Annotated in this window: 10 protein-coding genes and 3 pseudogenes; 2 read left to right on the top strand and 11 right to left on the bottom strand. The window is 64.4% G+C overall.

Features of this window, described 5'->3' with window-relative positions; genetic code table 11:
- Positions 1–32: 32 nt before the first annotated feature.
- Together istB and istA are read right to left on the bottom strand one after the other, a co-directional pair.
- Positions 33–844: pseudogene (gene istB / locus G6N41_RS16450) on the bottom strand (IS21-like element helper ATPase IstB).
- Positions 841–2,361, bottom strand: a complete 1,521-nt coding sequence (istA, locus tag G6N41_RS16445) for an IS21 family transposase (protein ID WP_198965143.1) — start codon at positions 2,359–2,361, stop codon at positions 841–843. The pseudogene istB and the gene istA overlap by 4 nt, the downstream one beginning before the upstream one ends.
- Before the next feature lie 281 nt (positions 2,362–2,642).
- Between istA and G6N41_RS16440 the strand changes: the two are divergent.
- Positions 2,643–3,516, top strand: a pseudogene (locus G6N41_RS16440) (IS5 family transposase).
- A gap of 2 nt (positions 3,517–3,518) precedes the next feature.
- On the opposite strand, the pseudogene G6N41_RS16435 reads toward G6N41_RS16440, so the two are convergent.
- The 8 genes and pseudogenes from G6N41_RS16435 to G6N41_RS16405 form a co-directional block, all read right to left on the bottom strand.
- Positions 3,519–3,830: pseudogene (locus tag G6N41_RS16435) on the bottom strand (NINE protein); the annotation flags it as partial.
- A 63-nt stretch (positions 3,831–3,893) separates the two neighbouring features.
- A complete protein-coding gene (locus tag G6N41_RS28670) occupies positions 3,894–4,292 on the bottom strand; it encodes a hypothetical protein (RefSeq protein WP_231608540.1) in 399 nt (132 codons plus the stop codon).
- A 49-nt stretch (positions 4,293–4,341) separates the two neighbouring features.
- Positions 4,342–6,135, bottom strand: coding sequence for a prolipoprotein diacylglyceryl transferase (locus G6N41_RS16430; RefSeq protein WP_231608539.1), 1,794 nt, complete (start codon positions 6,133–6,135; stop codon positions 4,342–4,344).
- Positions 6,132–6,944: a tryptophan synthase subunit alpha gene (gene trpA / locus G6N41_RS16425; protein ID WP_198967890.1), complete on the bottom strand. Its 813-nt coding sequence runs from the start codon at positions 6,942–6,944 to the stop codon at positions 6,132–6,134. Before trpA ends, G6N41_RS16430 begins: the two co-directional genes overlap by 4 nt.
- Positions 6,944–8,221: a tryptophan synthase subunit beta gene (gene trpB, locus G6N41_RS16420; RefSeq protein ID WP_012394160.1), complete on the bottom strand. Its 1,278-nt coding sequence runs from the start codon at positions 8,219–8,221 to the stop codon at positions 6,944–6,946. The genes trpA and trpB overlap by 1 nt, the downstream gene beginning before the upstream one ends.
- Positions 8,222–8,256: 35 nt before the next feature.
- Positions 8,257–9,075, bottom strand: coding sequence for an indole-3-glycerol phosphate synthase TrpC (gene trpC / locus G6N41_RS16415; protein ID WP_198967889.1), 819 nt, complete (start codon positions 9,073–9,075; stop codon positions 8,257–8,259).
- A gap of 89 nt (positions 9,076–9,164) precedes the next feature.
- On the bottom strand, positions 9,165–9,812 hold the full coding sequence (locus tag G6N41_RS16410) for a TIGR02234 family membrane protein (RefSeq protein ID WP_020728707.1): 648 nt from the start codon (positions 9,810–9,812) through the stop codon (positions 9,165–9,167).
- A gap of 40 nt (positions 9,813–9,852) precedes the next feature.
- Complete coding sequence (locus G6N41_RS16405; RefSeq protein ID WP_198965142.1) at positions 9,853–11,391, bottom strand: anthranilate synthase component I; 1,539 nt, start codon at positions 11,389–11,391, stop codon at positions 9,853–9,855.
- A gap of 50 nt (positions 11,392–11,441) precedes the next feature.
- On the opposite strand from G6N41_RS16405, the gene G6N41_RS16400 reads away from it, so the two are divergent.
- Complete coding sequence (locus G6N41_RS16400; protein ID WP_011739714.1) at positions 11,442–11,900, top strand: peroxiredoxin; 459 nt, start codon at positions 11,442–11,444, stop codon at positions 11,898–11,900.
- 26 nt (positions 11,901–11,926) lie between these two features.
- Here the strand turns inward: G6N41_RS16400 and G6N41_RS16395 are convergent, their stop codons facing one another.
- The gene (locus G6N41_RS16395) at positions 11,927–13,009 is read right to left on the bottom strand and encodes a calcium:proton antiporter (protein WP_198967888.1); all 1,083 of its coding nucleotides are present in this window, start codon (positions 13,007–13,009) and stop codon (positions 11,927–11,929) included.
- Positions 13,010–13,177 lie beyond the last annotated feature (168 nt).

Below are 13,177 nucleotides of genomic sequence, written 5' to 3'. Positions count from 1 at the left end.
CAGATAGAAGTATCCACCCCGGGCGGTAGTTCCTAGGTTGGTGTGGGTTGCTCCTTCCGGTGCTGGGCGTCCTTCATGCGGTAGGAGTCGCCGTCGGTGATGACGAGGGTGGCGTGGTGTAGCAGGCGGTTGAGGATGCTGACTGCGGTGGTCTGCTCGGGCAGGAACCGGCCCCATTGTTCGAAGGGCCAGTGTGACCCGATGGCCAGGCTGCGGCGTTCGTAGGCGCCGGCGACCAAGCGGAACAGCAGTTGGGTACCGGTGTCATCGAGTGGGGCGAAGCCGAGTTCGTCCAAGATGATCAGGTCGACCCGCAGCAGCGATTCGATGATCTTGCCGACGGTGTTGTCGGCCAGGCCGCGGTAGAGGGTCTCGACGAGATCAGCGGCGGTGAAGTAGCGGACCCTGAGCCCGGCGTGGATCGCCGCGGTCCCCAACCCGATCAGGGTGTGGGATTTGCCGGTGCCGGCCGGGCCGATGATCGCCAGGTTCTGTTGGGCCCGTATCCATTCCAGACTTGACAGGTAGTCGAAAACCTTCGGCGGGATCGACGAGGCGGCCACGTCGAAGGACTCCAACGTTTTCGAGACGGGGAACGCGGCGGCCTTGAGCCGGTTGACGATGTTGGAGGCATCCCGGGCGGCCAGTTCGGTCTCGACGAGCGTGCGCAGCACTTCCTCAGGAGTCCAGCGTTGGGTCTTGGCGGTCAGCAAGACCTCGGTGCGCTGCGCCGCACCGCGGCCAACTTCAACCGCCGCAGCCCGGCATCCAGATCAGCGGCCAGCGGCGGCAACGACGGCGGCGCCACGGGTTCGACGGCAGTCGTTGGTGATGTCGTGGTCATGAGATCACCTCGTCATCGGCTCCGACGGGTCCGATCTTGTAGGCGTCCAGGGAACGCATCGGGGCGACCGGTAGGTCCAGAATCAGCGCATCCCCGGCAGGGCGGGGTTGTGGGGTTCCGGTGCCCGCGGCCAGGATGGAGCGCACGTCGGCGGCCCGGAACCGGCGAAACGCCACCGCCCGGTGCAGCGCCGCGATCAGCGCGTCGGTGCCGTGGGCGGCCCCCAGGGCGAGCAGGATCTCCAGCTCTGCGGCTAGGCGGGTGTTGCCGATCGCCGCGGCGCCGACGAGGAATGCCTCGGCGTCCGCGCCGAGGGCGCAGAACTGCTTCTCCACGCTGGTCTTGGGCCGCGGGCCCCGACTCGGTGCCAGCCTTGGCCCGTCGTAGTGCTCATCGAGGATCGACGCTGAGCCTGGGGCGACCAGTTCGTGTTCGGCCACGATCATCCCGGTAGCCGGTTCGACCAGGCAGACCGCGCCGTGATCGACCACCACCGCCACGGTGGTGCCGATCAGCCGGGTGGGTACCGAGTAGCGGGCCGAGCCGTAGCGCACACAGGAGAGTCGGTCGACCTTGCGCAGCACCGTGGGCGCCCCGATCTGTAAGCGCAACGATGGAAGTGGTTGCAGTACTTGGCGTTCGGAGACCAACCGTTCGTCGGGAATCGCCTGAATCTCCGAGTGCGCCAGGGCATTGACCTCGTCGCACCACGCCGCCGCAGCGGCGTTGGCGGCCCGGATGTCGATCGGCACGCCGTCGACAGCGGACTGGGTCAGCAGCGGCACCGCCAGGTCGCGTTGGGCATAGCCGCACAGGTTCTCCACGATGCCCTTGGATTGTGGGTCGTTGGCGTGACAGAAGTCCGGGGCGAACCCGTAATGGGTGGCCAGTCGGATGTAATCCGGGGTCGGGACGACCACATTGGCGACTACCCCGCCTTTGAGGCAGGCCATCCGATCAGCCAGCACCCACGCCGGGACCCCGCCGATCGCCGACAGGGTTTCGGCGATCAACGCCAGCGTGGTCGAGGCCTTCTGGTCGGCGGCGAAACGCACGAATCGCCACCGGGAGAATGCCAGCACCGCGCAGAACAGGAACAATCCCGGTGCCGCTTGGGCCCAGTCGATCACCAGGTACTGCCCTGGTGACCATACCGCTGGACGGCGCCCGCAGTGATTGGCGCTGCGCCACAACGTCTTCGCCTCGGCAACAAGACGCCGGAAGTTGCGATCCGAGCCTTGGTAGCCTGCGGTGCGGGCGATCGGCAGCAGCCGCTTGGCCGAGATCCGGCCTCCAGATTTCTCGACACGTTCGGCGACCAGCTCGGCCACCGAATCGTAGTTGTGCCCTCGTTCGGCCCGCCGTGCCGGCGGTATGCCGGCCTGGTCGGCCTCGAATTTGTCGATGATCTTCTTGACGGTGCGATGCGTGGTGCCGCACGCGTCGGCGGCGGCCCGGTACGACCCGAGCTGTTGATCGGCAGAAATGATGTCCATGCGGTCCTTCACAGACTTCAATGGAACTCCCCGGTGGTGATGGCCATTGGTTGGCGCCTTCACCGTCACCATCGGGGCCCACAGTTCCTGATCGACACGACGAACACGGGGTGGATACTTTTATCTGGCCAAAACTGGATACCTCGACTTGGCCACCAGTGGCTACTTTTTCATGGCCACGGACAACCCACGGGTCGCTGACTTTGTCGGTCAATATCAGCACCGCGTCAATGACATCCCAGACCAAGGCGCCTAGGGCGTGTCTGCTTAATGTGAATGGCGTTTTGGCTGATGCTGTTTGGGTGATGCGGACGCATGCGATTTCTGATGATTTGTGGTCGCTGATCGTGGCGGTGTTGCCTGCGGGGCGGCGGCGTGGCCGGCCGTGGAACGATCATCGACGTACTCTGGAGGGCATTATCTGGCGTTACCGTACGGGATCTCCGTGGCGTGACCTGCCCGAGCACTTCGGTCCCTGGCAATCGGTGGCCGAGAGGCATCTACGCTGGTCGGTCGATGGCATCTACGCGCGGATCTTCGCGGCGATCGCCTCTGACCTCGACGCCGAGGACGCCGACCTGGGCGCACTGTTGTCGGTCGATTCGACCAGTGTGCGCGCCCACCGACACGCAGCCGGAGCGCGCTCCGGGCGCCGCACAGGGGGATCTGTCGAATTACAAGAAATATCTCGATGAGCCCGATGACCACGCCATTGGGCGTTCCCGCGGCGGGCTGACTACCAAGATCCACGCCTTGACCGACCAGCTGTGCAGTCCGGTCACCCTGGCACTGTCGGCCGGTCAAGCCGGTGATAATCCGATGCTTTGGCCATTGCTGGCCGCCCGGCGCAGCAACTCATACGCCCCGTTTCACCTGCTGGCGGACAAGGCGTACTCCTATGACTCGACGCGGGCACAGCTGCGCCGGCTCAAGATCGCCCATACCATCCCCGAGCGCAGCGACCAGATCACCCGCCGCAAAGCCAAAGGCCGCAACAGAGGACGGCCTCCGGGGTTCTCAGGCCGAATTTACAAGCACCGTAACACCGTCGAGCGAAGCTTCAACCGGCTTAAACACTGGCGCGCGGTCGCCACCCGCTACGACAAATACGCCCTGACCTACCTCGGCGGTGCCACCCTGGCCGCCATCACCACCTACCACCGCGTCCGCAATTAGCAGACAGGACCTAGGCCACACGTCAACCAGCCCACAAGTAATTGCGCGATACCCATCCCGGTGTGACCCATGTAGATCCGGCCGATGCCCGCGATTCCGAACAGCCCCAGTAGCTGCAGCAACCCCGCAACCGTCTTCGACTTATCTGAAAACGGCTGGCCGGTAACGGGATGCCGGCCAAAAGGCGCCGCTGGGTCGTAGTAACTGCGGGGCGCCGAGTAGTCCGGATAGTACGGCGGAGGAAATGGCGGTGGGTATCCCGGTTGCTGTCCGGGACCAGCGCCGCCGCCGACCCACGACTGGTCAGTCACCATTTCAGCATGCCAGATCCGATGAGCTGGTGCCCGAGCCGCTCGCCGAACTTGGCGGCCTGACGGCTACCGGCGCGAACGACGCATCCGGTTCCTCAGCCGGCCACGCCAACCTTGCCGGGTTCGGCCGGTATCGCCGTCCACCGCCGCGCTCGGAGGCGGGCCCTCGCCGTCTCCAGCCGAGGTTTGGTCGAAGCCCTGCTCGATAGTTTGGCTCTGCTCCAGCTCACTTTGGGTGTCGGATTCACCGGACGAAGTGTCCTCGGCTGAGTCCTTCGGTGCGGACTCGTCGGCTCCGGGCTCCTCGGAGTCTACGGCGGGCTCGGGCGACTCATCGCCGGATTCTTCGGCTTCAGTTGCCGTGGCGTCAGCGTCCTCGGCCGCGACAGCGTCGAGATCGTCGCTCGCCGGCTCGGCGGGCTCGCCATCACCCTCGTCGGCGTCCGTCGCTTCAGCGGCCGCCACCGCCTCCGCTTCGGGCTCTTGGGGTTCGATCTCTTAGATATTCGATCTCTTAGATATCTGCTTGCTCGACCACGACCTCGGGTTCTGCCGCGGTGGAGTCGTCGTCTGGCTCAGCATCGGCCTCGCCTGCGTCGTCAACCCCCGTTTGGCCACCATCTATGGCCTGCGCTGTCTTGTCCTCGGCCTCAGACCCCTCGGCCTCAGCGACCTCTGCTGCCTCTTTTGGCTCGTCCTCGCGCGCCTCAGCCTCTTCGGCCTCATCGGCCTCGTCGACCCCACCCTCGATCTCCTCAGCAACCTCTACCTCACCCGCCTCAGCCTCTTCAGGCTCAGCCGCCTCCTCAACCTCAGCCTCTTCAGGCTCAGCCGCCTCCTCAACCTCACCGTCGACCGCCTCAGCAACCTCTACCTCACCCACCTCGGGTGCCTCGGCCTCAGCCGCCTCCTCAACCGCTTCTACCTCAACCTCACCCGCCTCATCGGCCTCCTCAGCAGCTTCTACCTCACCCAGCTCAGGCACCTCTGCCTCAGCAGCCGCCTCAACCTCACCCTCGACCGCCTCAGCAACCTCTACCTCGCCCTCCTCAGCCGCCTCAACCTCACCCTCGACCGCCTCAGCAACCTCTACCTCGCCCGCCTCAGCCGCCTCGACCTCACCGTCGACCGCCTCAGCGACCTCCTCAGCAGCCTCTACCTCACCCACCTCAGGCACCTCAGCCTCAGGCGCCTCAGCCTCAGCAGCCGCGCCAACCTCACCCTCGAGCGCGTCGGACGCTTCGGTATCGGCTGTCGACTCATCTCCAGCGACCGCCGAACCAACGGTTTCTGGTTCGGCGACTTCGGCCGCCTCGGCCGTTTCTGCCAGTCCGGTTGGCTCGTCGCCTTCCCTATCGCCAGCTAGCGCAGCGGCCGTCGAGTCAGCGGTCGCGACCTCGCCGGCAGGTTCGGGTTCGGGCACTTCGTCAGCAGCGGCGGCCGTACCACGCGCGCTCGCCGGATCCTCGCGGCCTTTGGGCGCCAAGATGATGTAGACGACTGCGCCGATGAACACGAACGTCGACGTGAAAGAGTTGATTCGGATGCCGGCGATGTGTGTGGCGGTGTCGTCGCGCAACAACTCGACGCAGAACCGCCCGACGCAATACAAGGCCACATAGGACGCGAACAATCGACCGTGACCGATTGCGAAGCGGCGGTCCAGATAGATCAACGCGGCGAATACCAGCAGGTTCCAAATCAACTCGTAGAGGAACGTCGGTTGCACCACGACCGCGACCTGCCCGGTCGAGACGCCGTCGAGCGAATGAACGTCGACGAATCCGGAGGGATCACGACGATAGAAAATCTCCAGGCCCCACGGCACCGTGGTCTCGCGGCCGTACAGCTCCTGGTTGAAGTAATTCCCGAGCCGACCGATCGCTTGGCCCATCACCACGCCTGGTGCGACCGCGTCCAAGAAGGCAGGCAGTGGAATTCCGCGACGACGACAGCCGATCCAGGCTCCAACGGTGCCCAGGGTCACTGCACCCCAGATACCGAGGCCGCCATCCCAGATGCGCAGCGCCGCGCCCAACCCGGCGCCGCCTTCGCCAAAGTATGTCTGCCAGTCGGTGCTCAGGTGGTACAGACGCCCGCCGATCAAACCAAACGGGACCATCCACAAAGCGATGTCGTAGATCACCCCGCGCTCACCGCCGCGTGCGGCGAAACGCCGGTCACCGATCATCAGGCCCATAACGATCCCGATGATGATGAAGAATGCGTACGCGCGAATCGGCAGTGGCCCGAGATGCCAGACGCCACGCGGCGGACTGGGGAAATACGCAAGTACGGTCGCCGTCATGGCGAGTTCCTCTGGCGAACGCCAGCGGCAAGTTCCTCCGTCAGTGAGCTCAAACTCGGCAATCCGTCGCCCAACGCCGATACCAACGCCGATCCCACGATGACACCGTCGGCGTAGCGGCCGATCTCGGCGGCCTGTTCCCGCGACCGCACCCCCAAACCAACACCGACGGGTATGTCAGACACCGCCTTGACCCTCGCCACCAGATCGGGCGCAGCGTTCGACACAGCGTCGCGCGCGCCGGTCACCCCCATGGTCGACGCGGCATATACAAACCCCCGTGACGCCGCGACGGTGTTGGCCAAGCGTTCGGGTGTTGACGACGGCGCCACCAGAAAGATGCGGTCCAGCCCGTGCTCATCGGAGGCGGCAAGCCACTGTTGGGCCTCGTCGGGGATGAGGTCGGGAGTAATCAGCCCGTGCCCGCCGGCGGCCGCCAGATCCCGTGCGAATGCATCGACCCCGTACCGCAGCACCGGATTCCAGTACGCCATCACAACGGCACGCCCGCCGGCCTTGCTTATCGATTCGACCGCGGTCAACGCGTCCCGGACTCGCACTCCCCCGCTCAGCGCCGCCTCGGTAGCCCGCTGGATAGTCGGGCCATCCATGCCCGGATCCGAGTAGGGAACGCCGACTTCGACTATGTCGCAACCTGATTCGACGAGCTCAGTCATCGCTCGCACCGATGTGTTCACGTCGGGGTAACCGGTGGGCAGATATCCGATCAACGCCGCGCGATTTTCCGCGCGGCACGAATCGAAAAGCGGTCCCAGCCTGCTGGCTTCGCGTTGTTCAACAGTCATGATCAAACCGACTTGTTCGCGCTGCCGCCAGGCGTCAGCAGACCGAACCATTTGGCGGCCGTTTCGACATCCTTGTCGCCCCGCCCCGACAAATTCACCACAATCACCGCACCCTTTCCCAGCTCACGACCCAGCTTGAGAGCACCGGCCACCGCATGGGCGGATTCGATGGCGGGGATGATGCCTTCCATCCGGCATAGCAGGCCGAATGCCTCCATCGCCTCGGAATCGGTAATCGGCTGGTAAGTGACGCGCCCGATGTCCTTGAGCCAGGCATGTTCGGGGCCGACCCCGGGATAGTCCAGACCCGCTGAGATCGAATGGGATTCGATGGTTTGACCGTCTTCGTCCTGCAGCAAGTAGGAGAAGGAGCCCTGGAATGCTCCGGGCGAACCACCGGCAAACGTCGCCGCGTGCCGACCCGTCTCGACGCCGTCGCCTGCCGCCTCAAATCCCACCAATCGAACATCGGGATCGTCGAGAAATGCATGAAAGATCCCGATTGCATTGGATCCTCCGCCGACGCATGCCACGACCGCATCAGGCAGCTTGCCCGCCTGACCTTGGATCTGCACACGAGCCTCCATGCCGATGATCCGCTGAAAATCGCGAACCATGGTCGGGAAGGGATGGGGCCCAGCCGCGGTACCAAAGCAGTAGTAGGTGCGATCGGCGTTGGTGACCCAATCCCGGAATGCCTCATTGATGGCGTCTTTGAGGGTTTTTGAACCGGTTTCCACGGCGACGACCTCGGCTCCGAGCAGCCGCATCCTGGCTACGTTGAGCGCCTGACGCGCGGTGTCAACGGCCCCCATGTAGATGACACATTCCAGGCCCAGCAGCGCACACGCGGTGGCCGTAGCCACACCATGCTGTCCGGCGCCGGTCTCGGCGATCACCCGGGTCTTCCCCATCCGGCGGGCCAGCAATGCCTGACCGAGCACATTGTTGATTTTGTGAGAGCCGGTGTGGTTTAGGTCTTCTCGCTTCAGGAAGATTCGAGCTGAGCCAGCGTGCTCGCTGAGCCTGGTGGCTTCGTACAGCGGCGACGGCCGACCGGCGTAGTGCGTTTGCAGCCGATCGAGCGTGTCCAGGAAGTCCTGGTTTACCCGCTCTTTCTCGTACGCGACGGTGACCTCTTCGATCACCGCCATGAGCGCCTCTGGGACGTAACGGCCACCGTAGGCGCCGAAATGCCCGCCTGAATCGGGATCGTGGGAGGTCCGTTCTGCAATCGCGGAACTGGTCCGCGGCAGGTCCGGGCGAGATAGGTCAGCCATCACCGAAGCTCAACGGGCACGGTTGTCATCCCCGGTTAGCGGGCTGGTTTTGGGCAGGACGGATGGGTGCCTGCGGTGACCAGATCAGCAACCGCCGCCCGTGGGTCACCACTCTTGACCAGGCCTTCGCCGACCAACACGGCGTCTGCGCCAGCACCGGCATACGCCAGCAGATCATTGGTGCCGCGCACGCCGGACTCGGCAATCCTGATCACGTTGCTGGGTAATCCCGGAGCGATTCGCGCGAAGCAGTCCCGGTCCACCTCCAAGGTGGTGAGATCGCGCGCATTGACGCCGATGACCTTGGCCCCAGCCTTCAATGCCCGGTCCGCCTCCTGCTCGGTGTGCACCTCAACAAGCGCGGTCATCCCCAGCGATTCGGTCCGGTCCAGCATGGACACAAGCGCCGACTGGTCCAACGCGGCGACGATGAGCAGCAGCATGTCCGCACCGTGCGCCCGCGCCTCATGGATCTGATAGGGCTGAACCACAAAGTCTTTGCGCAATAACGGAATAGAGACTGCCGCGCGCACCGCATCGAGATCGTCGAGCGAACCCTGAAAACGCCGGCCCTCGGTCAACACACTGATGATGCGCGCGCCGCCATCCTCATAGGGACGCGCCAGCTTGGCGGGGTCGGTGATGGGCGCCAACGAGCCAGCAGATGGGCTGGCACGCTTCACCTCGGCGATGACACCAATACCCGGCTGACGCAGGGCGGCCATCACGTCCAGTGGCGGCGGCGCCGCCGCGGCGGCGGCCTTGATCTCGGTCATGCCGACAAGCGCCTCGCGCGCGGCAACGTCGGCCCGGACTCCCTCGAGAATGGAGTCAAGCAATGTTGCCGGACTCATGACTGTCGTTTCCTTCCGATTTAAACCAGGCTCTACAGCCGATTTACGACGACGTCCATGAAGGGTAGCGACCGTCGACGCACCCTTGTTCACCGACCCTCGGTGTCTGGCTCAGGCGGCCGATCGGTAGGGTCCCGGCCCTCGTCCAGAGCATCCCAGATCGTGCGCTCCGACACGTCCAATTCCGCGCTCTTCGACGCCTTTTCCGTCGCCATAGCCGCGTCCTGGGCACGCGCCACGGAACGACGGGAAGCGGGCGACGCGTACTTTGTGGCGTCGTCGCCGAGTGATTCGACGATCGATGCCGAGCGCATCAACAACGCTGCCGCGGCCAGAGTGCACACGGCAGCGCCCACCGCGAGTCCCGCCCCCACGTAGTGCCTCCCGCTGCCCACCAACGTGATCACCGAGACTTGAGCGAGCTCGGCCCCACGCAGTGCGACATCGGGAATCACCCACAAACTGACACCGAGATATCCGACCGCGAGGCTCACTATCGCCAGCAAGGCCGCTAGCCCCCGCAGGGGCCAGCCACGCACTGCCAGCGCCGCGACCGCGGCGGCCAACATCAGAAGCGCCATGGGCAGCAGCGCGGTGGACCACGTCGCGCCCGACAGGGTCACCTCCTTGGGCGGGCCGAGTCCGTCGAATGACCGGATGACAACCCACCCCAACCGCGAAGCAATCCACAGCACGCCGGCCGAGATCACCAGCAACAACTGGGCGATCCCGATCATCAGTCGGCTGTTCCGCCGCGCCCGGTGGTCATTCCCGGTATCAGTCACTGCACGCCGCATCCGGACGGGCCAGGGTCTCAGCGGCCGCAATCGCATTCAGTACCGCCCGCGCTTTGTTTCGCGCTTCGTTGTATTCGTAGGGCCCGTTGGAGTCGGCCACGACACCACCACCGGCTTGGACGTACGCCGTGCCGTTACGCATCAGCGCGGTGCGGATAGCGATTGCGAAATCAGCATTCCCGGCGAAATCGAGGTAGCCGACCACACCGCCGTACAAACCACGGCGAGTTTTCTCCATCTCTTCGATCAGCTCCATGGCCCGGACTTTGGGAGCACCAGACAGCGTCCCGGCCGGGAAGCACGCGGTCACCGCATCCAAAGCGCTGTGGCCCGCATCGAGCAGACCTGTCACGGTGGAGACCAGGTGCATGACGTGGCTATAACGCTCGATGTGGCTGTAGTCCTCAACGCGAACCGTGCCCGGTATACACACCTGTCCAAGGTCGTTGCGCCCCAGATCGACCAGCATCAGGTGCTCAGCCAGTTCTTTCTGGTCGGCCAGCAACTCCTTCTCCAGGAGCTGATCCTCTTCGTCGGTCTCACCACGCCAGCGGGTTCCGGCGATCGGGTGAGTCGTTGCGCAGCCGTCATGAACGGTGACCAACGCCTCTGGGCTTGACCCAACAATCGAAAACTCAACCGAGCCATGGTCATTCGGAACCTGAATCAAGTACATGTAGGGACTCGGATTGGTGACCCGCAGGATTCGGTAGACGTCGATCGGGTCCACCGTGGTGTCCATCTCAAAACGCTGCGACGGCACCACCTGAAAAGCTTCGCCGGCAGCAATCTCTTCCACCAGGTGCTCGACGATCGCGCCGTACTCCTCGACGGTGCGCTGAGCACGGTAGTGGGGCTCCGGTCGGCTAAAAGTGGCCACGGACGACGGCAAAGGCTGACTCAGGGCAGCGGTCATCACATCCAGCCGGGCGATGGCATCGTCATAGGCCCAATCGACTCGCTCGTCGGCGCCATCCCAATTCACCGCATTGGCGATCAGCGTGATCGTGCCTTCGTGGTGGTCGACCGCCGCCAAATCTGTGGCCAGCAACAACAGCATCTCGGGAAGCTGCAAATCATCCACGGCCAGGTTCGGCAGACGCTCGAGCCGGCGCACCATGTCGTAGGCGAAGAACCCGACCATGCCGCCGGACAGCGGAGGAAGCCCCGGCATCGCGCCCGTGGCAAGCACCTCCAAGGTGGACTGCAAGGCGCACAGCGGGTCCCCACCGGTCGGAGCGCCCTCGGGCGCGGTACCCAGCCACACCGCTTCGCCGTCCCGCACGGTCAATGCTGTTGGCGCCCCGGCACCGATGAACGACCACCGCGACCACGACCGGCCATTCTCCGCCGACTCGAGTAAGAAAGTTCCCGGCCGGCCGTCAGCCAGCTTCCGGTACGCCGACAGCGGAGTTTCACTGTCGGCCAACACCTTGCGCGTGACGGGAACCACCCGATGTTCCGCGGCCAATGAGCGGAAATTTTCACGAGTAATCGTGGTTGCAAGGTCTGCGCGCATCGGCCTATCCAATCAGACGCGCCGTCCGGCCCGAGCGTAGCCTGACGGCCATGAAAATTGGTGACACCGTGGCCGACTTCGAGCTTCCCGATCAGACGGGAAAACAACGCAAGCTCAGCGCTCTACTTTCCGACGGGCCGGTGGTTCTATTCTTCTACCCCGCGGCGATGACCCCGGGGTGCACTAAGGAAGCCTGTCATTTCCGCGATTTGGCCGCCGAATTCACCGCAGTCGGCGCGAGCCGCGTCGGTATCAGCGCCGACTCCGTGCAAAAGCAGGCCAAGTTCGCCGACATGCAGCATTTCGACTATCCCCTGCTGTCAGATGCCGAAGGCACCGTCGCCGGCCAGTTCGGCGTCAAGCGAGGACTGCTCGGCAAATTGATGCCGGTCAAACGCACGACGTTTGTCATCGACACCGATCGCAAAGTTCTCAACGTGATCTCCAGCGAATTCAGCATGGACACCCACGCGGACAAGGCTCTAGAGACCCTCCGCGCCCGCGCATAACGCCCCGGCGACGCGCCCACGCGCTCTCAGGGGCTGACCGCAAGAAAGATGTATGCGGCCAACACCACCAGATGCAGTTCGCCCTGTAGCCGCGTCGCCCGACCAGGCAAGACGGTGAGCGCACTGACGACAACGGTCAGCACCAACAGCACCAGCTGCAGAGCTCCCAGGCCCAGCAAGAGCGGGCCGCTAAGCCAGATGGAAGCCAGCGCGATGGTCGAAATGGTGAGACCGATGCTAGCCATTGCAGAGCCGTACGCCAGGTTCAGGCTGATCTGGAGCCTCCCCTGACGCGCCGCGCGCCCGGCGGCAAGCGTCTCCGGCAGCAGCACCAACGTTGCGATGATCACGCCGACGAAGGACTGCGGAAAACCAGCCGCCACCACCATCCGCTCGATGATGGGCGACTCCATTTTGGCCAGTCCGACCACGGCGACCAAGGCAACCAACAAAAGCGCAAGACTCGTCATCGCCGCCCGGGTACTCGGCGGATCGGCGTGCCGGTCATCGTCGACGGCGCCTTTTTGCGCCACCGGCAGGAAGAAGTCCCTATGGCGGACGGTTTGGGTGAAAACAAACAGCAGATAAAGCGCCAGCGAGGCGACCGCGGCAAAACCGAGCTGGCCAGGTGAAAACTCGGGACCCGGCTGACTAGTGGTGAACGTGGGCAGCACCAGGCTCAGGGTCGCCAAGGTAGTCACCGTGGCGAGCGCGGTGCCGCTGCCATGGGCGTTGAACAACGTCACGCCGTAGCGCTGCGAACCAAGCAGCAATGACAGCCCAGCAATCCCATTAGTAGTGATCATCACCGCAGCAAACACAGTGTCGCGTGCCAGTGTGGCCGCCTGGTGCCCGCCAGAAGCCATCAGGGTGACAATCAGAGCCACTTCAATGACCGTTACCGCGACCGCGAGCACCAGTGAACCGAATGGCTCACCGACCCGGTGCGCGACAACCTCGGCGTGATGCACGGCGGCCAGCACCGCCCCTGCGAGCAGCACTGCTTCCAGCAGACCCACCACGGGGCCGATGTGCTGGCCCCAGGAAAGTACCAACGCGACAAGCGCAAGCAGCGGGGCCACCACGATCCACGACAGGCGTTTCCACATCAACTGCCATTGTCGCTGAGGGCTCCAAACGGCCGAGCACCCCCCAAGGCCGCTGGTCAACTCCGCAGCCTGTGTATTGTGCTGCGACGCGACACCCCCCGAGCATCGGGGCACCAACGTGATTGGTGAACTTCAAGATTGCTATCCGGCTTCTGGCCGGCAGCCACA

It is taken from the genome of Mycobacterium shottsii (genome assembly GCF_010728525.1).
Classification (GTDB): Bacteria; Actinomycetota; Actinomycetes; order Mycobacteriales; family Mycobacteriaceae; genus Mycobacterium; species Mycobacterium marinum.
This window is presented reverse-complemented; position numbering and strand designations above follow the sequence as displayed.

Excerpts from the sequence above, each read along its gene's own strand:
- trpC (WP_198967889.1), bottom strand. The coding sequence starts at position 9,075 with ATGAGTCCGGCAACATTGCTTGACTCCATTCTCGAGGGAGTCCGGGCC.
- G6N41_RS16410 (WP_020728707.1), bottom strand. The coding sequence starts at position 9,812 with ATGATCGGGATCGCCCAGTTGTTGCTGGTGATCTCGGCCGGCGTGCTG.
- G6N41_RS16400 (WP_011739714.1), top strand. The coding sequence starts at position 11,442 with ATGAAAATTGGTGACACCGTGGCCGACTTCGAGCTTCCCGATCAGACG.
- G6N41_RS16405 (WP_198965142.1), bottom strand. The coding sequence starts at position 11,391 with ATGCGCGCAGACCTTGCAACCACGATTACTCGTGAAAATTTCCGCTCA.
- G6N41_RS16395 (WP_198967888.1), bottom strand. The coding sequence starts at position 13,009 with ATGTGGAAACGCCTGTCGTGGATCGTGGTGGCCCCGCTGCTTGCGCTT.
- trpB (WP_012394160.1), bottom strand. The coding sequence starts at position 8,221 with ATGGCTGACCTATCTCGCCCGGACCTGCCGCGGACCAGTTCCGCGATT.
- G6N41_RS16430 (WP_231608539.1), bottom strand. The coding sequence starts at position 6,135 with ATGACGGCGACCGTACTTGCGTATTTCCCCAGTCCGCCGCGTGGCGTC.